Below are 22,443 nucleotides of genomic sequence, written 5' to 3'. Positions count from 1 at the left end.
GCGGTCTGCAGACCGGTCGCCTTCGCCGAAACGCTGGCGCGCTGGCCCGCCGCGACACCCGCCGTCTCGCCGCTTCGCAGGTCCTGAACCTGGACGAGCCCCCGGTCGACGCCGATGCGCGCGTCCGTCCGGCTGACGGCGATCGTGAAGGCCGTGCCCTTCACCACGGCCGCCATGAAGGGGGTCTGCACCGTGAAATGAGGCCTGTCCCGCTTCTCGATGTCGAACTCGATGCTTCCGACCTGCTGCAGGACCTCGGTCTTAGCGCTGAAGAAGGATTTCGGCTTCACGGCCGCGACGCTTCCGGGGCCGAGGGTCATCACGTTGTTCTCGGCCGACAGACGCACACGTCCGTTCCTGGCGGTCGCGATGGTCAGCCCTTCCTCGATCTCCATGCCGGCCTTGAGCTCGGTGCGCGTCGCCGCCGTATCGATCGACCACGCCGTGCCGCTGACGCGCTCGACCAGCCACTCGCGGGCCCAACTCACGTCGGTTTGAAGCAGCACGGCCAGACAGGAGATGAAAACGATCGGTCGCACGCGCATAGAGCCCCACCCATGGCCTTGATCCAGACAGGGTGCGGGACGAAGCGATAAAACGGCCCTAAACGTGCCGCTCCAATTTGCGGCATCGGGCGCCAAGCCTTCAGCCAGGCACGGAAAATCGACGCTCGCATCGCCGTCACATCCGGCGAAGGTCGGTTCCTTCGGACCGGGTCCGGCCATCCGAGACACGGGATCTGTCTCGATCTCGGTGACGGGACGATGCAACGCCAAGACGCCGGCATCCTTCGCTTCGCGCCCGGCGTCCCATGGCCGCCATTCCCATCCCAGCCAAATCGGCTAGGTCTTGGACCGGGCGGGCATCCCGGCCCGATGCATTCGAGGCGGAAGGTGGCGAGAATCATGGCGGCAGACCCGAGCGAAACCGTCGAGGACCTCGTCGCCAAGTCGATGCTGCACCAGGCGCGGCTGTTTGCGGAGAGCTACGGCGGCCAGGGGCGCCTGTGGCAGCGGCCCTATGCCGAGACGCGCCCGCGGGTCGCGTCCGCCATCGCCTCGGTCTGGTTCACCGCCTATCCCTCCTCGGTGATCACGCGCAGCGGCGATTCCGTTCTCAAGACGCTGGGCGATCCCCAGCTCTGGTCCGCCCTGTCCTCGATCGGCGTGCGGGGCATCCATACCGGGCCGATGAAGCGGGCCGGCGGCTACCGGGACGGCACCTACACGCCGACCATCGACGGCAACTTCGACCGCATCGGCTTCGAGATCGATCCCGCCTTCGGCACGAGCGAGGAGTTCGTCGCCGTCAGCCGCATGGCCGCGGCCCACAACGCCGTCGTCGTCGACGACGTCATTCCCGCCCATACCGGCAAGGGGCCGGACTTCCGCCTCGCCGAGATGAACCACTCCAGCTATCCCGGCCTCTACCACATGGTGGAGATCCCCGAGGAGGAGTGGTCGAACCTTCCCGACGTTCCCGAGGGGCGCGACGCGGTGAACCTGCCGCCCGCCACCGTCGATCACCTGAAGGAGCGCGGGCTGATCGTCGGCCAGCTCCAGCGCGTCATCTTCTTCGAGCCTGGCGTGAAGGAAACGGACTGGAGCGCCACGGGCCCGGTCGCGGGTGTCGACGGCAAGCTGCGGCGCTGGGCCTATCTCCACTACTTCAAGGAAGGCCAGCCGAGCCTCAACTGGCTGGACCCCTCGTTCGCCGCGCAGCAGATGATCATCGGCGACGCGCTCCACTCGATCGACCACATGGGCGCGCGGGGCCTGCGCCTCGACGCCAACGGCTTCCTGGGCGTCGAGCGCCGCATCGACGGCCCGGCCTGGTCGGAAAGCCACCCCCTGTCGGTCACCGGCAACGCGCTTCTGGCGGGCATGATCCGCAAGGCGGGCGGCTTCTCGTTCCAGGAGCTGAACCTTACCGTCGACGACATCGCGTCCATGTCGAAGGGCGGCGCGGACCTGTCCTACGACTTCATCACCCGGCCCGCCTACCACCACGCGCTGCTGACGGGCGACACCGAGTTCCTGCGGCTGATGCTGCGCACGGTCCACGAGTTCGGCATCGACCCGGCCTCGCTGATCCACGCCCTGCAGAACCACGACGAGCTGACCACCGAGCTCGTCCACTTCTGGACGCTGCATGCCGACGACATCTACACATTCGCCGGCCAGACCTGGCAGGGCCGGACGCTGCGAATGCATCTGCGCGACGTGATCCGCGAGCGCCTGTCGGGTGCGGCCGCGCCCTACAACCTGCCCTTCGTCACCAACGGCATCGCCTGCACCACGGCGAGCGTCATCACGGCCGCGCTCGGCATCTCCGACCTGACCGAGATCGACGAGGCGGCGGTGGAGCGCATCCGCCGCGTCCACCTGCTGCTGGCCATGTACAACGCCTTCCAGCCGGGCGTCTTCGCGCTTTCGGGCTGGGACCTCGTGGGCGCCCTTCCGCTGGAGACGCGGCAGGTCGAGCACCTGATGGGCGACGGCGACACGCGATGGATCGAGCGCGGCGCCTACGACCTCACCGGCGCCAACCCGGACGAGGCCCGCTCGGCCGACGGGATGCCGCGCGCCCGCGCGCTCTACGGCCCCATCACCGAGCAGCTCAAGGACCCGTCCTCCTTCGCCTCGCAGCTCAAGCGCCTCCTGGCCGTGCGCGACGCCTACGGCATCGCCGCCAGCCGCCAGACCCTGATCCCCGACGTCGCGGCGCCGGGGCTGCTCGTGATGGTCCACGAACTGCCCGACGGGCGCGGCACGCAGGTCACCGCGCTGAACTTCGGCGCGCAGGTGATCGACGAGGTGGTGACGCTGCCGGGCACCCGGCCGGGACCGGTCGTCGACATGATCGCGGAAACGGTCGAGGGCGATCTTCTGGAAACCGGGGAGCTGCGCATCTCGCTGGAGCCCTACGAGGGCCTGTCGCTGCGCATCATCGGCAACCTGCCGACCCTCTAGGAGCGGGCCCATGACGGACGGTGCGACGGACTGGGGGAGGGCGCGCTGGCACAACGAGCCGGCCTCCTGGCGAAGCGAGGGCCCAAGCCTTCTCGTCACCACGGACGCGGAAACGGACTTCTGGCGCGAGACCCATTACGGCTTCGTCCGCGACAGCGGCCACGCTCTCCTGTTCGAGACGGCTGGCGACTTCACGGCCTCCCTCCGCGTCCGGGCGCGCTACGAGCATCTCTACGACCAGGCCGGCATCATGGTGCGCGCCGACGCCTCGAACTGGATCAAGGCCGGCATCGAGCTGTCGGACGGCCGGCTCCATCTCGGCAGCGTCCTGACGGCGGGCCGCTCCGACTGGGCGACCTTTCCCTTCGAGGGAAACGGCGAGGACATCCGGCTGCGGGTCACGGTGCGCGCGGGCGTCCTGCGGCTTCAGGCGTCCACCGACGGCATCCGCTGGCCCCTGATGCGCCTGTGTCCCTTCGCGGTCGCGCCCGGCTACGGGGTCGGCCCCATGTGCTGTTCGCCCGGCCGGGCCGGGCTCGAGGTCCGGTTCGACGGGTTCACCCTCGGCCCGCCGACCGGCAAGGACCTGCACGACCTGTCCTGAGGCGAGGCGATCCCGCCGCGACGGGCGTCCGGCGAGACCGGGGGCACAGCATTCCGCCGCGCCCCGCATTCTTCATGCGCTCATGCGCTCATGCGCTCATGCGCTCGAAGCTGCGATCGCGGTCGAGCTCGAGGTCGAAGCCGGCGTCGGCCTCCGCCTTGCGCGGCGGCGAGGCCGGTGGACGCGCGGTCCGGGACACCGTGACGGCCTGGGCGCGGCGTTGCAGCGCCCGCACGTCGTCTTGTCCGCTCTCCTCGCTCGCGACGGGGGCGAGCTTGAAGAAACCGGCGCTGCGTTCCAGACGCATGGCCTCGGCCGAGAGCTGGGCGGCGGTCGCCGCCATCTCGTTGGCCGCGCCCGAGTTGGATTGCGTGACCTGATCGAGTTGCTGGATCGCCTGGTTGATCTGGTCGACGCCCACGGCCTGTTCGCGGCAGGCCGCCGAAATCTCCGAGACGAGTTCGGCCGTGCGGCTGATGTCCGGAACGAGAGCATCCAGCATCTGACCCGCCTCTTCCGACGTGAGAAGCGTCTGCGACGAGAGGCGGCCTATCTCCTGCGCCGCCTCCTGGCTGCGCTCCGCGAGCTTGCGCACCTCCGACGCCACCACGGCAAAGCCCTTGCCATGGACACCGGCGCGCGCGGCCTCGATCGCGGCGTTGAGAGCGAGAAGGTCGGTCTGGCGCGCGATCTCCTGCACCACCGTGATCTTCTGCGCGATCGTGCGCATCGCTTCCACCGAAGCGGCCACGGCCGTTCCGGTCTTCTGGGCATTGGCGGAGGCCTGGGCTGCCATCTTCTCGGTCTGGCCGGCATTGTCGGCGTTCTGGCGCACGTTGGCAGCCATCTGCTCGATTGCAGCCGAGGCTTCCTCCGAGGCTGCGGCCTGCTCGCTCGAGCCCGAGGAAAGCTGCTCGGCCGTGGCGGCCGACTGGGAGGATCCGACGGCGACCTGGTTCGAGGAATTCGTGACCGTCGCCGCGACCTCGCCGAGCTTGACGCTCATCGCGTTCATGGCGCGCAGGAGGTCGCCGATCTCATCCGTCGCACTGGCCTCGACGCGCTGCGAGACGTCTCCCTCCCCGATCGCCTCGGCAAGCTTCACGGCCCGGCCGAGGCCACGAGAGATCGAGAGCGCGATCCAGGCCGCCGCGCTGGCGCCGAGCAGGATGCCGCCCGCGATCAGACAAAGAAGCCACAGCCGCGTGGATCGGTAGGTCGTGTCGGCACTGCGGAGGAATTCGTCGGCCAGGACGCCCGCGCGGTCCGTGAGCGCATGCATCGTCTTGCCGACCTGAATGGCCAGGGGAGTCTGCTTCGTGTCGGCAAGGCGTTGAGCCTTGTCGAGCCAGTTGTCGACGCCGATGTCGGCATGGGACCGCAGGCTCTCGAAGGCCGCCGCCCAGGCCGTCTTGATCGCGGAAAGACGTTCCGGCTCTCCGGGCACGCGCGCCGCCAGCGCATCGAGGCCGTTCCTGAACTCGCTGTCCAGGCGATCGAGATGCTGGCTCGCCGCGGCGATCGCCGCGTCATCGGACAAGGCGAGCGCCGTCGCCATCTCGAGGCGTGCATCCAGCGCTGAGATAATCAGCCCCTGAATGGCATCCCGGGCGACCAGAGCCACGGCATCCGTTTCCGACAGTGCGCCCCTCAGGGAAGCCAGTTCCTGCCGTACAGCCGCGACTGGCTCTCCTGTTTGTTGCAGGCCGTTTGCGGTCGCGGTTGCGTCTGCCTTTTGGGCGAGGTCGAAGGTTTCGTCGGAGACGGCCTTCAACTCCGCCATCATCGGTTGGAGATTCTTGAACGTCTCCCGACCTTCCTGGGACATGTTCGCGAAGATGCGTTCGAGATTGGAATCGATTGCACGCCATGACTCGCCATACTCGCTGACGGTTCCGTGCAGGGCATCGGGATCGGCCGTGAGGAACGCGGCCTGTATATCGCGCCGTACCGTCTCGAGATTGGTTTGAAGCGCGTTGGCATGCTCGACCTGCTGGAAAGGCCGGTCCGCAAAGGCGCGAAGCTGATCGTTCGTCGCCGAGACCGACGAGAGACCGAAGTAGCCGACCGCGCCCGTGAGGATCAGCAACGCTGCGAAACTCACGCCGAGCTTCAGTTTCATGGTCAGGCGCATGGATTCCGGTTCCGCTCAAATGCAAGGCGCGCGAGCATCTGCCGCTTAATATTGTCGGATTAGTTAATATACGCCAATAAAAATACGATATAGCGGAGCATCGACAAAATCATATTTGCTTTTGCCAAATACATACATCGGGGATTTAATCGCGCGAAACGTATTCGAGGTGCCGTCGCGCGTTTGTTTCCGTGCTCCTGTCGGTTGGCGGGCGGGCGTGGGAGCGGTCGATCCCTCATCGAGTCCCGACACGCGAAGACTTTTGCCCGCCTGCCAGCCGGGGGCATAGGGCGGGAGCGGCTTAAGGTGGCGGGGCGAGGCCGGGAGGTCGTGGGATCTTGCCGGCGCGCCGCAGACCCTTTGCCCGTTCCCGGTCGCGGCGAAGAGGTCAGCGCTCGGAGCGCATGAGGTCGATGATGTGACGGCCCGAACCGCGCACGTGGACCTCGATGGCGCGGGTCGCGCCTTCCGTATCCTGCTGCTTCAGGCAGCGAATGAGTTCGCGGTGCTCGGCCAGGCGCGCCGCATAGCGGGAGCGGCCTATGGTCAGGCCGCGGCTGATCGTGCCCAGCGTCTTGCGGTAGCGATGCCAGAGCTCGACTGCGTTGCGGTTGTAGTGCCGGTCGTACACGACGCGGTGGAAGTCCTCGTCGAGCTGGTCGTAGCGATCGTGCCGCTCGAACCCGAGCGCCTCGATCTCGCTCTGAATCGCCTCCATGCGGGCGATGTCGGCATCCGTCGCGTAGTCCGCGAACCAGCGTACGAGATAGGGTTCGATCAGGACGTTGATTTCGTACATGTCGCGCACGAAGCTCTCGTCGATCGGCCGCACGCGCGCGCCCCGGTTCGGCTCGATCACCACGAAGCCCTCGCCGCGCAACTGTTGCAGCGCCTCGCGCACCGGGTTCGTGCTGGTGCCGTAGCGAGCCGCGAGTTCGCCGACCTTCAGTCGCGCCCCCGCGGGTACATGGCCCGCCAGGATATCGTCGAGCAGACGACTGTAGATGCGGCCCGAGGCGGCGGGGGCGAGGGGATCGGCGTCCATGCCGGACAGCGGCTTCGTCGCGAACAGTTCGGATGGCATGCTTTTCTCACACATTCCGTTTGACAGATAATGTACGATCTGTTCGTTATCATGGCAATTCCGCCGGCGAGGACGGAACGGTTTGAACGGAGACACCGCAAAAGCGGGCTTCGATGGGAGGAAGAACCATGCGGTCCGCTGATCGGCGAAGCTTGTCCCGGTATCTGTTTCTCGGCACGGCCCTGGCCCTGTCGCTGGGCTCGGAGGCACTGGCCGCCGACTATCGCCAGGCGCCCATGCTCGACGCCAAGGTCTCCGACGGAAGCCTTCCCCCAATTGCCGAGCGCCTGCCGGCGGATCCCTTCGTCGAGACGCTGATCGACGGGACCGGACGCTACGGCGGCAACCTGCGCACGACGATCCTTGGCGGCGGCGACCAGTACAACATCACCCGCACCATCGCGAACGAGACGCTGGTTCGCTGGACGCCGGACTGGACCAAGACCGTTCCCTCGATCGCCGAAAGCGTCGACGCCTCGCCCGATGCCAAGACCTTCACGTTCAAGCTGCGCAAGGGCATGCGCTGGTCGGACGGCGCGCCCTTCACCGCCGACGACATCATGTTCTGGTACGAGGACGTCTTCTCGAACCCGGCGCTGACGCCGTCCAAGAACCCGACCTTCACGGTCGCGGGCAAGCCGGTCGTGGTGGAGAAGATCGACGACGAGACCGTCGTCTTCCGCTTCGAGAGCCCCTACGGCCTGTTCCTGCAACAGCTCGCCTACGGGCAGGGCCATGCGCCGATCATCTATCCCAAGCACTACCTCTCGCAGTTCCACGAGAAGTACAACAAGGAGGGAATCCCGGCGCTTCTCGCCAAGAACCCTTCCGTCGGCGACTGGGTGTCGCTCTTCAACTCCAAGGTCTCGCCGAACTTCCAGCCGGTCTACTGGCAGAATCTCGAGCTGCCGACGCTGAACCCCTGGGTCCTCACCGTGCCCTACGCCGACCAGGACCGCGTGGTGGCGAGCCGCAATCCCTACTACTGGAAGGTCGATCCGGCGGGGAACCAGCTGCCCTATCTCGACACGATCACCTGGGCCAAGCTCGACGACGTGCAGCTCATGCTGCTGCGCGCGACCAGCGGCGAGCTCGACTACGCCTTCCGCCACATCAACAACTCGACCTACAAGTCCGTGCTCTACGATGCGCAGGAGCAGGGCCACTACCGGCTGATGGACGTCGCCGACCTGCCGGCCAACGACGCGACGCTTCTCCTGAACCTCAACGTCCAGGACCCGATCAAGAACGCGCTCTTCAACAACAAGGACTTCCGCATCGCGCTCAGCCACGCGATCAACCGGCAGGACATCATCGACCTCGTCTATGTCGGGCAGGGCGCGCCCGCCCAGGTCGGGCCGCTGCCCGAGCACGAGCTCTACAACGAGCGGCTGGCGAACCAGTATGTCGAGTTCGACCCCGAGCAGTCGAAGCAGATTCTCGACCGCATCGGCCTCGACAAGAAGGACGCGCAAGGGTTCCGCCTCGGGCCCGACGGCAAGCGCTTCACGATCACCTTCATGGTCGCCGACGTGTTCGGCCTGAGCTATCCCGACATCTTGCAGATGGTGCAGCAGTACGCCGCCGATGTCGGGCTCGACATCCAGATCCGCACCACGGACCGGGCGCGCCTCAACTCCATGTGGTACGCCAACGAGCAGGACGCCTACATCTGGAACTGCGTGGGCGGGCGCGCCGAGGCGTATACGGACGTGCGCTGCTACATGCCCTTCCAGAAGGCCGACATCTTCTTCGCCTCCAAGTGGGCCGACTGGTACGCCGACCATTCCAAGGGCGAGGAGCCGCCGGCTCCGGTCAAGGAGCAGATGGCGCTCTACGACAAGGTCAACGAGGCGGTGACCGACGAGGCGCGGCTGGCCGCCATGAAGGTCTTCCTGGAGCGGGCGGCCGATAATTTCTACACGATCGGCATCTCGCGGCCGATGCCGAAATACGCGCTGATCAACCGCGACATCAAGAACGTGTTCGAGCCGATCCCGATCACCGGCAACCTCTGGCACCCCGCGCCGACGCTGACCCAGTGGTACTTCGACCGGCCGGCGCAATGACGCGCTAGGCCGCCCGGCGGCGGGCTCCGGCCCGCCCTTTCACGAACCACGAACAGGATCACGGGATGCTCAGGTTCATCCTGCGACGCATCGCGTACATGGTTCCCACCCTGTTCGCGGTCTCGGTCGTCGCCTTCGTCATCATCCAGCTGCCGCCCGGCGACTATCTCACCACGCTCATGGCCGACTGGGCGAGCGGCGGCGGGGCGGTCGAGATGGGAACGGTCGAGGTCCTGCGCGAGCGCTACGGCCTCGATCAGCCGATCTGGATCCAGTACTTCTACTGGGTCTCCGGCATCGTGACGCGCGGCGACTTCGGCATCTCGTTCGAGCTGAACCGGCCCGTCACCGACGTCATCTGGGGACGGCTCGGCTACACGTTCCTGATCTCCTTCTGCACGCTCCTGTTCATCTGGGCCCTGGCGCTGCCGATCGGCATCTATTCGGCGGTGCGCCAGTACTCGATCGGCGACTATGTCGCGACCTTCTTCGGCTTCCTGGGGCTAGCCATCCCGAACTTCCTGCTCGCGCTCGTGCTGATGTACATCACGGTGAGCTACTTCGGCGCGAGCGTCGGCGGGCTCTTCTCGCCCGCCATGGTGGACGCGCCCTGGGGCCCGGCGAAGTTCGCCGACTTCCTGGGCCATGTCTGGCTGCCGATCGTGGTGGTCGGCACGGCGGGCCTTGCCTCGCTGATCCGCATCATGCGGGCCAACCTCCTCGACGAACTCCACAAGCCCTACGTCACGACGGCGCGCGCCAAGGGCGTGTCGGAGTTCCGCCTTCTCCTGAAATACCCCGTGCGCGTCGCGCTGAACCCGCTCATCTCGACGCTCGGCTGGATCCTGCCGGCGCTCGTCTCGGGCGAGATCATCGTCTCGGTCGTGCTCAGCCTTCCCACCACCGGGCCGATGCTGCTGCGCGCGCTGCTCGCCCAGGACATGTACCTCGCGGGCTCGATCATCCTGATGGTGAGCGTCTTGACGCTCGTCGGGACGCTCGTCTCCGACATCCTCCTCGCCATCGCCGACCCGAGGATCCGCTTCCAATGAGCGATATCGCGACCACCGTCGGCCAGCCGCTCGACCCGCAACCCTCGCCGCTCGAGACGGGACGGCGCGACCTCGCCGTCGCCGGGCAGTGGACGCTGTTCTGGCTGAAGTTCAAGCGGCACAAGCTCGCCGTCGTCAGTCTCATCGTGGTCGTGCTTCTCTACCTCGTGGCCCTGCTCGCCGACTTCATCGCGCCGTTCGACCCGAACGCGGCCAACGCGCGCTACACCTACGCGCCGCCGCAGGGCATCGGGCTCTTCCTCTCGGACGGGGAAGGGACGCATTTCGCGCCTCACGCGGCAGGCCTCAAGATGGAGCTCGACCGCGTCGCCATGCGCCGCGTCTTCCAGGCCGATCCGGGCAGTCCCGTGCGCCTCGGCTTCCTCGTGCCCTCCGCCCCCTACAAGCTCGCGGGCCTCATTCCGATGGAGCGCAAGCTCATCGGTTCCGTGGAGCCGGGCAAGCCCTTCTATCTGCTCGGCGCCGACCGGCTCGGGCGCGACATCTTCAGCCGCGTCGTCTACGGCGCGCGCATCTCGCTCTCGATCGGCCTCGTCGGCGTCGCCATGAGTCTGGTTCTGGGGGTCGTTCTCGGCGGCATCTCGGGCTACTACGGCGGGGCCGTCGATACCGCGATCCAGCGCGTCATCGAGTTCCTGCGCTCGGTTCCCACCATCCCGCTCTGGATGGGTCTGGCGGCGGCCGTGCCGCTCAGCTGGCCGCCGGTGCGCACCTACTTCATGATCACGCTGATCATCTCGCTGATCGGGTGGACGAGCCTGGCGCGCGAGGTGCGCGGGCGTTTCCTGAGCCTTCGCACCGAGGACTTCGTGCTGGCCGCCCGGCTCGACGGGGCGTCCGAGGCGCGCGTCATCCTGCGCCACATGGTGCCGTCGTTCGCCAGCCACATCATCTCGGTGATGACGCTCGCCATCCCCACCATGATCCTGGCCGAGACCTCGCTGTCGTTCCTGGGCATCGGCCTCCAGCCGCCGATCGTCTCTTGGGGCGTCCTGCTGCAGGAAGCGCAGAACATCCGCGCGGTCGCCCAGGCCCCCTGGCTCCTGTTCGTGCCCGGCGGCGCGGTGGTGATCGCGGTGCTCGCCCTCAACTTCCTGGGAGACGGGTTGCGCGACGCCGCCGACCCCTACAGCCGATGACCGAGACCCTCGCCACCCTCGAGGCCGCCGCCATCCCCGAGCTCGTCCTCGAGGTGCGCGACCTGCAGACCCATTTCGAGAACCGGACCGGCGTCCTGAAGGCGGTGGACGGCGTCGGCTTTGACGTGCGGCGGGGCCGCACGCTCGCGGTGGTCGGGGAATCGGGTTCCGGCAAGAGCGTGACCGCGCGCTCGATCCTCCAGATCGTCGACCGTCCGGGGCGTATCGTCGGCGGCTCGATGCGGCTCCATCGCCAGGACGGGACGAGCGTCGATCTCGCCCAGCTCGACCCGCGCGGCCGCGAGATCCGCGCCGTGCGGGGGCGCGAGATCGCCATGATCTTCCAGGAGCCGATGAGCTCGCTCTCGCCGGTCCACACGATCGGCAACCAGATCGAGGAGGCGCTCGCCGTCCACCTCGATCTGACGCGTACGGAAGCGCGGCGGCGCGCGGTCGATCTTCTGTCCCAGGTCGAGATCCCCAACGCCCAAGCCGCCGCCGACCGCTACACGTTCGAGTTCTCCGGCGGCATGCGCCAGCGCGCCATGATCGCCATGGCGCTCGCCTGCAACCCGTCGATGCTGATCGCCGACGAGCCCACCACCGCGCTCGACGTCACCACGCAGGCCGAGATCCTCGACCTCATCGCCAAGCTCCAGCGCGAGCACGGCATGGGCGTCCTGTTCATCACCCACGACATGGGCGTCGTCGCCGAGATCGCCGACGAGGTGGCGGTGATGCATCACGGCCGGCTCGTCGAGACGGGGCCGACCGACCAGATCTTCCACGCGCCGAAAGGCGATTACACGCGCATGCTGATCGATTCTGCCCGCAAGCTCGAACACAAGGCCGAGATCCGCGCGAACCGGCCGGCGAAGCCCGTGCCCGCGGCGCCCCTGATCGAGGTGCGTGCGCTCACCATGAACTTCGGCAAGGGACCTTCGCCGGTGAAGGCGGTGGACGACGTGTCGCTCACCGTCGCGCCCGGCGAAACGCTCGGCATCGTCGGCGAGTCGGGATCGGGCAAGACCACGATGGGCCGCTGCCTCCTGCGCGTCTACGAGCCCTCCGGCGGTTCCATCGGCTATCGCCGCGCGGACGGCTCGGTGGTGGACCTGGCCAAGGCCGACCGGCGCACGCTCAAGAGCTGCCGGCGCGAGATCCGCATGATCTTCCAGGACCCCGTGTCCTCGCTGAATCCGCGCATGACGGTGGCCCAGATCGTCGGCGAGCCGCTCTACGTGAACGGCGTCGCCAAGGGGCGCGAGCTCGACGAGCGCGTCTGCGAACTGCTCGCCCAGGTCGGTCTCGACCCCAGCTGGCGCGAGCGCTACCCCCACGCCTTTTCCGGGGGGCAGCGCCAGCGCATCGTGATCGCGCGCGCCATCGCGCTGAGGCCCCGGCTCATCGTCGCCGACGAGGCGACCGCCGCGCTCGACGTGTCGCTGCGCGCCCGGATGCTCGATCTCCTGATCCGCCTGCAGGACGAGCTCGACCTCTCCTACGTCTTCATCAGCCACGACATCGGCGTGATCCGCTACATGTGCGACCGCGTCGCCGTGATGTACCGGGGCCGCATCGTCGAGACGGGCCCGACCGACGAGGTCTGCGACAACCCGCGCCACGGCTACACGCAGGCGCTGCTCTCGGCCATTCCGCGCCCCGACCCGCGCGAGCGCCGCCTCCACACCCGCTTCCGATATACCGCCTGAGAAGGATGCTCCCGTGAAGATCCAGGACATCCGGGTCATCGTGACCTGCCCGGGCCGCAACTTCGTGACCGTGAAGATCCTCACCGACGAGGGGCTGACGGGCATCGGCGACGCCACGCTGAACGGGCGCGAGCTCGCCGTCGTCGCCTATCTCGAGGAGCACGTCGTCCCTTGCCTTCTCGGGCGCGACCCCGCACGCATCGAGGACATCTGGCAGTATCTCTATCGCGGCGCCTACTGGCGGCGCGGGCCCGTCACCATGGCGGCGATCGCGGCGATCGACACGGCGCTCTGGGACATCAAGGCGAAGGCGGCCGGCATGCCGCTCTACCAGCTCCTGGGCGGCGCCTCGCGCGAGCATGTGCTGTGCTACGGCCATGCCCAGGGCACGACGATCGAGGAGACCGTGGAGGCGGTGGGCCGCCGCCGGGAGGAGGGCTATCGCGCGATCCGCGCCCAGTCCGGCATACCGGGCCTTCCCAACGTCTACGGTACCGGCGCCTTTTCGGTTTCCACCTCGGCGGCGACCGACGCGCTGCCGCGCGAGGAGGCGTGGGACACCGCGAAGTATCTCGTCCATACGCCCCAGCTCTTCGCGGCGCTGCGCGATGCCTTCGGCTTCGACCTCCACCTTCTGCACGACTCGCACCACCGCCTGACGCCGATCGAGGCCGCGCGCCTCGGCAAGGATCTCGAGCCTCACCGCCTGTTCTGGCTGGAGGACACGGTCGCCGCCGAGCACCAGGAGGGCTTCCGCCTGATCCGGCAGCACACGGTGACGCCGCTGGCGGTCGGCGAGGTGTTCAACACGATCTGGGACGCGCGCCTCCTGATCGAGGAGCAGCTGATCGACTACATCCGCACCACCGCCGTTCATGCCGGCGGGCCGACGGCGCTGCGCCGGATCATGGATTTCGCCTCGGTCTACGGCGTGCGCACGGGCTGCCACGGGGCGATGGACATGTCGCCGGTGTGCCTGGGTGCCAACCTCCATCTCGATCTCTGGGCGCCGAACTTCGGCATCCAGGAATATTCCGGCTACACCGACGCCACGCACGAGGTCTTCCCGCATAGCTGGACCTACGGCGCCGGCCAGCTCCATCCCGGCGACGCGCCCGGCCACGGCGTCGAGATCGACGAGAAGCTGGCCGCCAAATACCCCTACGAGCGCGCCTACCTGCCCGTGAACCGTCTGGCCGATGGCACGCTCTGGCACTGGTAGCGCGATCCTTTTCCCTGCACCCTTGAGGACCTGCCCATGAAGATCGCCGCCGTGCGTCCGTTCCCCGTCTGGGTCGGCACGCGTAACCAGCTCCTCGTCAAGATCGAGACCGACGAGGGCCTCTTCGGCTGGGGCGAGTCCGGCCTGTCGAGCCGCGAAAAGGCGGTGGCGGGCGCGATCGAGCACTACGCGCAGTTCCTGGTCGGGCGCGACCCGATGCGCATCGGCGCGCTCTGGCAGGAGATGTACCGCTCGCAGTATTTCGAGGGCGGGCGCGTGCTCAGCGCCGCGATCTCGGCGATCGACATCGCGCTGCACGACATCAAGGGCAAGGCGCTCGGCGTGCCTGTCTACGATCTTCTCGGCGGCAAGCAGCGGGACCGCGTGCCGACCTTCGCCACCACGGCCGCAGAGCCCAGCGAGGCGATGATCGACCAGGCGCACCAGCTCGTGGAAGCCGGGTGGGACTGCATCCGGTTCATGTCGGTGGGCCAGGAAAGCACCGCCCCGCTCGACCCCCGGCGCTCGCTCGCCGAGACGGCGCGCTGGATGTTGCGGGCGCGCGAGGCGCTGGGCACCGATGTCTCGCTCGGCATCGACTACCACCACCGCCTCAGCGTCGCCGAGGCGGCCTCCTTCTGCCAGCGCATGCCCAAGGGCACGCTCGATTTCCTGGAGGAGCCGATCCGCGACGAGACGCCGGTCGCCTACGAGGCGCTGCGACGCCTCACCGACGTGCCCTTTGCGATCGGCGAGGAGTTCTCCTCCAAGTGGCAGTTCCTGCCCTTCATCGAGCGCGATATCCACCAGTTCAACCGGATCGACGTATGTAACGTCGGCGGCCTGACGGAGGCCGTGAAGGTCGCCGGCTGGAGCGAGGCGCACTACGTCGACCTCATGCCGCACAACCCGCTCGGCCCCGTCTGCACGGCGGCGACCATTCATCTGGCGGCTGCGGTGCCGAACTTCGCCTGGCTGGAAACGCGCTCCTCCCCGGTGGAGCGGCATCTGGGCTTCGACTCCAGCGAGATCTTTCCGGTCCAGCCTCGGCTGGAAGGTGCGGTCTATCCCGTCTCCGACGCGCCGGGCCTCGGAATCGAGGTGGACGAGAAGGCGCTCACGCGCGAGCCCTTCCGTTTCTGGGAGGCGCCGCACCTGAAGCGCCCTGACGGCTCCGTCACCAACTGGTGACGCGGGACTTGTGAAAGGCGCGACGCATGGCATGCCGGCAGGTCTGGCCGCATCCTGAACCGCGCTGACTGCACCGATCGGGGCAACCAGCGCCATCGCCCATCCGCTTCACGTCGAGGCTCCCGGGCCGTCGCCCGGCTCGGGCGCCGGTGCCCTCGTCAGTGGCCGAGCTTCGAGCCACCTTCGGCTCGGTCGTCCCGGCGGCCGAGCCGACTTCCGTTCGGTCCGCAAGCCCTGACCGGGACTGGCTGACGCGACGCCGTGGAGAGACATGGCGTCGCCTGCAGGCGACACCCCCCGGCCGAGAGCCCGGATCTGGCCCGGCAGACACCGTGCCGACAAGGGTCCGCGGAGGCCGGTTCCGCCTTCCCGATCGGCCCTTCCAAACACGCCGTCCGTTTCCCCGCCGGCGACCGGCGGCGGACCTCCCGAGCCAAAGAAAATCCTGCATTCCGCACGGCACCGTCCCTGCCGGGCGCGCAGCCGTGCGGGATGCGGTGCATCAATTCGAACGGACGACGCATTTGGCGGATTGACGCACTGGGAAAGTCCTGTCCTACTTATGGGGAATATATTGCACAACTAGGGAATATGAACACGATGCGGATGGCTTGTCTTCTCGCCGCTCTGTCGGCAGCCCTCATGAGTTCCGCCGCTCAGGCGCAGACAAGCGAACCCCATCGGGGCGGCGTGATCGACGTCGCGACGATCGGCGAGCCGCCGACGCTCGACCCGATGGCTTCCACCGCCGACCTCGTCGGCATCGTCTCGCAGCACATGTTCGAAACGCTGTTCACGTTCGGCAGCGACTGGACGGTCGTGCCGCTCCTGGCCGAAAAGCTGCCCGACATTTCACAGGACGGGCGCGTCTATACGATCCGCCTTCGCGACGGCATCACCTTCCACGACGGCTCGAAGATGGACTCGGCCGACGTTCTCGCCTCGCTCAAGCGCTGGCAGACGGTCGCCTCGCGCGGCCAGCAGGCAGCCTCGCATATCGCCTCGGTCGAGGCGGTCGATCCGCTGACGGTCCGCCTCACGCTGAAGGAGCCCTTTGCGCCGCTCCTGTCGCTTCTGGCCTTCAACAACTCGGCGGCCGTGATTCTGCCGGAGGAGGACGTTGCGGTGCCCTTGGAGAAGCCGATCGGCACCGGTCCCTACGCGCTGAAAGAGCGCAAGCCCGACCAATATATCCAGCTCGTGCGCTTCGACGGCTACAAGCCGCGCGAGGATGCGGCCAATGGCTATGGCGGTGCGCGCCACCAGTATCTCGACGAGATCCGCTTCGTGCCGGTGCCCGATCCCAACACGCGCGTCGAGGGCGCGGTCGCCGGACAGTTCGCCTATGCCGACTCCATCCCCGTCGAGTCGGTCGGCCGTCTCCAGGGCGGCAAGACGGAAGCCGTGACGCTGAAGCCCTTCGGCTGGCCGGTCTTCGTGATGAACACAAAGCAGGGTCTCCTGTCGGACGTCGCCAAGCGGCGCGCGGTGCTGACCGCCCTCAACCCCGAGGATATGCTGATCGCGGGCTTCGGCTCGTCGGACTTCTACGCGGTCGACGGCGCGCTCTACCCGGAAGGCTACAACTGGCACAACCAGGAGGGCGTCTCGGCCTACGGCAAGGGTGACCCCGAAGCCGCCGCGGCCGCCTTGAAGGAAGCAGGCTACGACGGCACGACACCGCTGCGCATCCTCACCAGCCGCCAGTACGAGTTCCACTACAAGATGGCCGAGGTCGCGGCCGAGTACCTGCGTCAGGCCGGGCTGGAGGTGAAGCTCGACGTCGTGGACTGGGCGACGCTCACCCAGCGGCGGCAGGACCCCGCCGCCTGGGACATCTTCATCTCGCACTCGCCGTTCCTGCCCGAGCCCTCGCTGATCGGCGTGATGCAGGACACCTCGCCCGGCTGGTGGGTGTCGGAGGCCAAGACCAAGGCTCTGAACGCCTTCAACACCGAGGCCGACCCGGCCAAGCGCGCCGCGCTCTTCGGCGAGGTGCAGAAGGTCTTCTACGACGAGGTGCCCGCCTTCAAGGTCGGCGACTTCAACGCGGTGGCCGCCAAGTCGCCCGCGCTTCAGGGCGTGACGCCCGCGCCGTGGCCGTACTTCTGGAACGCGTACCTGGCGAAGTAAGCCGCAGTCGTTCCTCCCGGAGCGCCGCGCGCCGGCGTTCCGGGCCCTCTTGTCGGAACATCCATGATCCGCACCATCACCCATCGCCTCTTCGGCATGCTGGTCGTCATGCTCATCGTGGTCACGATCGTCTTCGTGATCGTGCGCGTGACACCCGGCGACCCCGCCGCCGTGATGCTGGGGCCCGACGCCACGCAGGCCGACATCGCGGCGCTCCGTTCGCAACTCGGACTCGACCGGCCGCTTCTCGTGCAATACGGCCAGTATCTCGCCGACGTCGTGCGCGGCGACTTCGGCCGCTCGATCTTCCTCGACCAGCCGGTCCTGACGGCGCTCGCCGACCGCGCCGAGCCGACCTTCTTCCTGACGCTCTTCTCGCTTCTCATCGCGGTCGCGATCGCTCTGCCGATCGGCATCTACGCCGCCTACCGGCGCGGCTCCCTGTTCGACCAGGCCGCGACCACGCTCGCCATGCTCGCCGCCAGCATCCCGAGTTTCTGGCTCGGCCTGATCCTGATCCAGTTCTTCGCCGTGCGCCTCGGCTGGTTTCCGGCCTCCGGCTACGGCGGGCCGGGCGCGAGCTTCGCCGAGCGGCTCGGCCATCTCGTCCTGCCGGCGGTGGCGCTCGGCATCGTGTCGTCGGCCCTCATCATCCGCTTCACCCGCGCCTCGATGCTCGACGTTCTCGGCGACGACTACGTGCGCACCGCCCGCTCCAAGGGCATGAGCGAGACGCGCGTCGTGGTCCGCCATGCCCTGAAGAACGCGCTGATCCCGATCCTGACCGTGGTGGGGCTGACCGCAGCGCTCCTGATCTCCGGGGCCGTCGTCACCGAGACGGTGTTCAGCCTGCCGGGCGTCGGCAACCTCGTGGTCAACGCCGTGCTGCGGCGCGACTATCCCGTGATCCAGGGAGCGCTCCTCGTGGTGGCGGGTCTTTACGTCCTCATCAACTTCGCGATCGACATGCTCTACATCCTCGTCGACCCGCGCGTGCGCACCTGATGGCGGCCGTGGCAACGCTCAGCCCCGGCGGCGCGTCCGGCCGGCTCGGCGTCCTGCGCGCGCTCCTGCGGCGCCGCGCGGTTCTGGCCGGGCTCGTCGTGCTCGCGCTGATCCTCGCGCTGGCGATCGCGGGCCCTTGGCTCTCGCCCTTCTCGCCCTCGCGCCTGTCGCTCGCCAACCGGCTGAAGCCACCCTCCGGCGTCAACCTCTTCGGCACCGACGACTTCGGGCGCGACGTGTTCACGCGCCTGGCCGTCGCGGGTCGGCTGTCGCTGCTCGTCGGCCTCTCGGTGGTCGCGGTGTCCAGCCTGATCGGCGTGACGCTGGGGTTGCTCGCCGGCTTCTTCCGTCGGCTCGACGCGCCGCTCGCCCGCCTCATCGACGCGATGATGGCCTTTCCCGACATCCTGCTCGCCATCGCGCTCGTCTCGGCGCTCGGCCCCTCGGTGGTCAATGTGGTGGCCGCGCTCGGCATCGTCTACGCGCCGCGCCTCGCGCGCATCGTGCGCGCCTCGACGCTGGTGATCCGGGAGCTTCCCTATGTCGAGGCGGCGCGCGCGCTCGGTGTCTCGACGCCGCGCATCATGGTGCGCCACGTGCTGCGCAACCTCCTGTCGCCGATCCTCGTCCAGGGCACCTTCATCTTCGCGAGCGCCATGCTGGCGGAGGCGGGCCTGTCCTTCCTCGGCGTCGGCGTGTCGCCCAGCGTGCCGACCTGGGGAACCATGATCGCGCAGGGGCGGCAATATCTCGACCAGGCCCCCTGGATCCTCTTCTTCCCCGGTCTCGCCATCGTTCTCGCCGTCTTGTCGCTGCAGCTCGTGGGCGACGGACTGCGCGACCTTCTCGACCCCCGACTGGCCAAGGACATCTGACGCCCGTGGACACCCAACCCATTCTCATCCGCAACGTACGGCCCGTCGGCTTCCGGCCCGGCGCCGCGCCGGGCGCCGCGACTGACATCCTCGTCGGCGCGGACGGCCGCATCGCGCAGGTCGGCGCCTCGCTGATCCCCCCGCCCGCCGCCCGTCAGGTCGACGGGGCGGGGGGCTTCGTGTCGCCCGGCTGGACCGACCTCCACGCCCATGTCTGGCACGGCGGCACCGACATCTCGATCCGCCCGCAGCTCGCGGGCCTGCAGCGCGGCGTCACCACGATCGTCGACGCCGGCTCGGCCGGCGAGGCGACGTTTCACGGCTTTCGCGAGTACATCATCGAGCCCGCGCAGGAGCGCATCCTCGCCTTCCTGAACATCGGCTCGATCGGCCTCGTCGCCTGCAACCGCGTGTCGGAGCTGATCGACATCCGCTCGATCGACATCGATCGGACGCTGGCCGTGGTGGAGGCGAACCGCGACCTCATCGTCGGCATCAAGTGCCGCGCGAGCCACGTCATCCTCGGCTCCTGGGGCATCACGCCGGTCAAGGTCGCCGTGAAGGTCGCCAAGATCCTGAAGCTGCCGATGATGATCCATGTCGGCGAGCCGCCTCCGACCTACGACGAGATCCTGGAGCTCCTGCGTCCGGGCGACGTCATCACCCACTGCTTCAACGGCAAGGCCGGCGGCTCGATCATCGAGGACGAGGATCTCTGGGACCTCGTGGTGAAGTGCGCCGACCGCGGCATCCGCCTCGACGTCGGACACGGCGGCGCGTCCTTCTCGTTCAAGGTGGCCGAGGTCGCCATCGAGCGTGGGCTCCTGCCATTCTCGATCTCGACCGACCTTCACGACCACTCGCTGAACGGCCCGGTCTGGGACATGGCGACCACCATGTCGAAGCTCCTGTCGGTGGGCATGCCCTTCGAGGCCGTGGTCACGGCGTCCACCACCGCGCCGATGTCGGCCGTGGGCCTTGCGACCGACGACCTCCTCGCCGTCGGCCGCAAGGCCGAGCTGACCGTCTTCGACCTCGTCGACAGCGACCTCAAGGTGCGGGATTCGCAAGGGGCGCTCGGCACGCTGACCCGCATGTTCGAGCCGCGCCACGCCGTGATGGGCTCGACGCTGGTGCGCGCCTCCCGTCACATGCCCAAGGAAGGCGAGGCCAGGGTCTGCACCTGCGGGGCGCACGGCTGATGCAGGCCGCGCTGCCCGACGACGTCCTCCTCTCGGTGCGGGACCTCCAGACGCACTTCGTCGCGCGCACGAGCGTGGCGAAGTCGGTGGACGGCGTGACCTTCGATCTCCGGCGCGGCGAGACGGTCGCGGTGGTGGGGGAGTCGGGCTCGGGCAAGTCGGTGACGAGCCTGTCGATCATGCGCCTTCTCGCCGATCCCGGCCGCATCGTCGCGGGCGAGATCCTCTTTCGCGACAGGGCGGGCGCGGTGCGCGACCTGGCGAGGGCCTCGCCGCGCGAGATGCGCGGCCTTCGCGGCACCGAGATCGCCATGATCTTTCAGGAACCCATGACGAGCCTCAACCCGCTCTTCACGGTGGGCGATCAGATCGCGGAGATGATCCTTCTCCACGAGCGGGTCGGCCGGGCGGAAGCGCGCGAGCGCGCCGGGCGCATGCTGGAGCTCGTGGAGATTCCGGCCGCGCGCCGGCGCCTCGACGACTACCCCCATCACATGTCGGGCGGCATGCGGCAGCGCGTGATGATCGCGCTGGCGCTCGCCAACAAGCCCCGCCTCCTGATCGCCGACGAGCCGACCACGGCGCTCGACGTCACCATCCAGGCGCAGATCCTCGATCTCCTGGCGCGCCTCCAGGGCGAGATGGGCATGGGCATCCTGTTCATCACCCACAATCTCGGCGTCGTTGCCGAGATCGCGCGTCGCGTCGTGGTGATGTATGCGGGACGCGTCGTCGAGCAGGCGCCGGTCGGCGATCTGTTCGCCCAGCCCAAGCACCCCTATACCGAGGGGCTTCTCGCCTCGACGCCGAACGCAGCGCGCGACATCGCTGCCGACGGGACGCGCCGGGCGCTGACGCCCATTCCCGGCAGCGTGCCGCCGATCACCGCCCTGCCGCCCGGCTGCACCTTTGCGCCGCGCTGCCGCTACGCCGCCCCGAAATGCACGGCCGAGGTGCCGCCGCTCCTTGCGGTCGCGCCCTCGCGCCTCAGCCGCTGCTGGAGGCACGAACTCCTGTGAGCATTGCCACTGACACCCGCCGCGGCGCCGACCGTCCCATCCTCGAGGTCGAGGACCTCAAGACCCATTTTCCGCTTTCCCACGGGACCGTGCGTGCGGTGGACGGCGTGTCCTTTTCGGTGCGTCGAGGCTCGATCGTCGGCCTCGTCGGCGAGTCCGGCTCCGGCAAGACCACGGTCGGGCGCTCGATCCTGCGCCTCGTGAAGCCGACCGGTGGCGCGGCGCGCTTCGAGGGCACGGACCTCCTGACGCTTTCCGACCGCGAGATGCGTGCCTATCGCCGCCGTCTCCAGATCATCTTCCAGGACCCCTATTCCTCGCTCAATCCGCGCATGCGCGTCGGCGCCATCCTCGCCGAGGCGCTGGACACGCATGGCCTTGCCAAGGGGGCCGCGCGCGAAAGGCGGATCGCGGAGCTTCTCACCCGCGTCGGCCTGTCGCCCGACCATGCGCGGCGCTATCCGCACGAGTTCTCCGGTGGCCAGCGCCAGCGCATCGGCATCGCGCGCGCGCTCGCGGTCGAGCCCGACCTGATCGTCGCCGACGAGCCCGTCTCCGCGCTCGACGTCTCGGTGCAGGCGCAGATCCTCAACCTCCTGCAGGACCTGCAGCGCGAGTTCGGCCTCACCATGCTGTTCGTCGCCCACGACCTGTCGGTGGTGGAATATCTCTGCGACGAGGTGGTCGTGATGTATCTCGGTCGCATCATGGAGCGCGGCCCGAGCCGCGAGGTCTATCGCCGGCCGCGCCACCCCTACACCCGCGCGCTGATCGCGACCGCCCCCGTACCGGACCCGAACCACAGCCGGGAGCGCGTCATCCTGAAGGGCGACATCCCGAGCCCGATCGATCCGCCGTCGGGCTGCGTCTTCCGCACGCGCTGCCCCCATGCGGCACCTGTCTGTGCCGAGCGGCGACCGCCCGACGAGGAGGTCGCGCCCGGCCATTTCGCCGCCTGCCTGCGTCAGGAAGAGCTCGCCGCCGCCGGCCTCCTGTGACGAACCCCTTC

General features: G+C 68.2%; 17 protein-coding genes. 14 read left to right on the top strand and 3 right to left on the bottom strand.

The features are described from left to right. A partial coding sequence (locus AUL35_RS10120) for a FecR domain-containing protein (protein WP_192847078.1) occupies positions 1 to 539 on the bottom strand: 539 nt, incomplete at its 3' end. 366 nt (positions 540 to 905) lie between these two features. Between AUL35_RS10120 and treS the strand changes: the two genes are divergently transcribed. Next, the gene (treS, locus tag AUL35_RS10115; protein WP_062014517.1) at positions 906 to 2,972 is read left to right on the top strand and encodes a maltose alpha-D-glucosyltransferase; all 2,067 of its coding nucleotides are present in this window, start codon (positions 906 to 908) and stop codon (positions 2,970 to 2,972) included. A 10-nt stretch (positions 2,973 to 2,982) separates the two neighbouring features. Beyond that, the gene (locus tag AUL35_RS10110) at positions 2,983 to 3,576 is read left to right on the top strand and encodes a DUF1349 domain-containing protein (RefSeq protein WP_062014516.1); all 594 of its coding nucleotides are present in this window, start codon (positions 2,983 to 2,985) and stop codon (positions 3,574 to 3,576) included. 88 nt (positions 3,577 to 3,664) lie between these two features. On the opposite strand, the gene AUL35_RS10105 is transcribed toward AUL35_RS10110, so the two are convergent. Then, positions 3,665 to 5,710, bottom strand: coding sequence for a methyl-accepting chemotaxis protein (locus AUL35_RS10105; RefSeq protein ID WP_062014515.1), 2,046 nt, complete (start codon positions 5,708 to 5,710; stop codon positions 3,665 to 3,667). A gap of 388 nt (positions 5,711 to 6,098) precedes the next feature. Further along, positions 6,099 to 6,794, bottom strand: a complete 696-nt coding sequence (locus AUL35_RS10100) for a GntR family transcriptional regulator (RefSeq protein WP_156417927.1) — start codon at positions 6,792 to 6,794, stop codon at positions 6,099 to 6,101. A gap of 152 nt (positions 6,795 to 6,946) precedes the next feature. On the opposite strand from AUL35_RS10100, the gene AUL35_RS10095 reads away from it, so the two are divergent. The 12 genes from AUL35_RS10095 to AUL35_RS10040 all read left to right on the top strand — a co-directional run bounded on the left by AUL35_RS10095 (position 6,947) and on the right by AUL35_RS10040 (position 22,432). Further along, on the top strand, positions 6,947 to 8,863 hold the full coding sequence (locus tag AUL35_RS10095) for an ABC transporter substrate-binding protein (RefSeq protein WP_244493729.1): 1,917 nt from the start codon (positions 6,947 to 6,949) through the stop codon (positions 8,861 to 8,863). A 65-nt stretch (positions 8,864 to 8,928) separates the two neighbouring features. Further along, entirely contained in the window at positions 8,929 to 9,915 is a 987-nt protein-coding gene (locus tag AUL35_RS10090) for an ABC transporter permease (protein ID WP_062014512.1), read from the top strand. Then, complete coding sequence (locus AUL35_RS10085) at positions 9,912 to 11,075, top strand: ABC transporter permease (protein WP_062014511.1); 1,164 nt, start codon at positions 9,912 to 9,914, stop codon at positions 11,073 to 11,075. The genes AUL35_RS10090 and AUL35_RS10085 overlap by 4 nt, the downstream gene beginning before the upstream one ends. Next, positions 11,072 to 12,787: an ABC transporter ATP-binding protein gene (locus AUL35_RS10080; RefSeq protein WP_062014510.1), complete on the top strand. Its 1,716-nt coding sequence runs from the start codon at positions 11,072 to 11,074 to the stop codon at positions 12,785 to 12,787. The genes AUL35_RS10085 and AUL35_RS10080 overlap by 4 nt, the downstream gene beginning before the upstream one ends. A gap of 13 nt (positions 12,788 to 12,800) precedes the next feature. After that, entirely contained in the window at positions 12,801 to 14,009 is a 1,209-nt protein-coding gene (manD, locus tag AUL35_RS10075; protein ID WP_062014509.1) for a D-mannonate dehydratase ManD, read from the top strand. 36 nt (positions 14,010 to 14,045) lie between these two features. Beyond that, entirely contained in the window at positions 14,046 to 15,200 is a 1,155-nt protein-coding gene (locus AUL35_RS10070) for a mandelate racemase/muconate lactonizing enzyme family protein (protein WP_062014508.1), read from the top strand. Between the two features lie 591 nt (positions 15,201 to 15,791). Then, entirely contained in the window at positions 15,792 to 17,333 is a 1,542-nt protein-coding gene (locus tag AUL35_RS10065; protein ID WP_082666241.1) for an ABC transporter substrate-binding protein, read from the top strand. A 63-nt stretch (positions 17,334 to 17,396) separates the two neighbouring features. Beyond that, positions 17,397 to 18,338 (top strand): ABC transporter permease, encoded by a 942-nt coding sequence (locus AUL35_RS10060; protein WP_062014507.1) that lies wholly within the window; start codon positions 17,397 to 17,399, stop codon positions 18,336 to 18,338. Further along, positions 18,338 to 19,213 carry an ABC transporter permease gene (locus tag AUL35_RS10055; protein ID WP_062014506.1) on the top strand — a complete coding sequence of 292 codons (876 nt, stop codon included), beginning with the start codon at positions 18,338 to 18,340 and terminating at the stop codon, positions 19,211 to 19,213. The genes AUL35_RS10060 and AUL35_RS10055 overlap by 1 nt, the downstream gene beginning before the upstream one ends. A gap of 5 nt (positions 19,214 to 19,218) precedes the next feature. Next, positions 19,219 to 20,415 carry an amidohydrolase/deacetylase family metallohydrolase gene (locus AUL35_RS10050; protein WP_374754486.1) on the top strand — a complete coding sequence of 399 codons (1,197 nt, stop codon included), beginning with the start codon at positions 19,219 to 19,221 and terminating at the stop codon, positions 20,413 to 20,415. Beyond that, on the top strand, positions 20,415 to 21,434 hold the full coding sequence (locus tag AUL35_RS10045) for an ABC transporter ATP-binding protein (protein ID WP_062014505.1): 1,020 nt from the start codon (positions 20,415 to 20,417) through the stop codon (positions 21,432 to 21,434). Before AUL35_RS10050 ends, AUL35_RS10045 begins: the two co-directional genes overlap by 1 nt. Continuing rightward, on the top strand, positions 21,431 to 22,432 hold the full coding sequence (locus tag AUL35_RS10040) for an oligopeptide/dipeptide ABC transporter ATP-binding protein (RefSeq protein WP_062014504.1): 1,002 nt from the start codon (positions 21,431 to 21,433) through the stop codon (positions 22,430 to 22,432). Before AUL35_RS10045 ends, AUL35_RS10040 begins: the two co-directional genes overlap by 4 nt. Positions 22,433 to 22,443: the final 11 nt, after the last annotated feature.

The sequence above is a fragment of the Aureimonas sp. AU4 genome (genome assembly GCF_001463765.1).
In the GTDB taxonomy this organism is placed as follows: Bacteria; Pseudomonadota; Alphaproteobacteria; order Rhizobiales; family Rhizobiaceae; genus Aureimonas.
The sequence above is the reverse complement of the archived record's forward strand: the minus strand, read 5'-3'. Positions and strand labels throughout refer to the sequence as shown.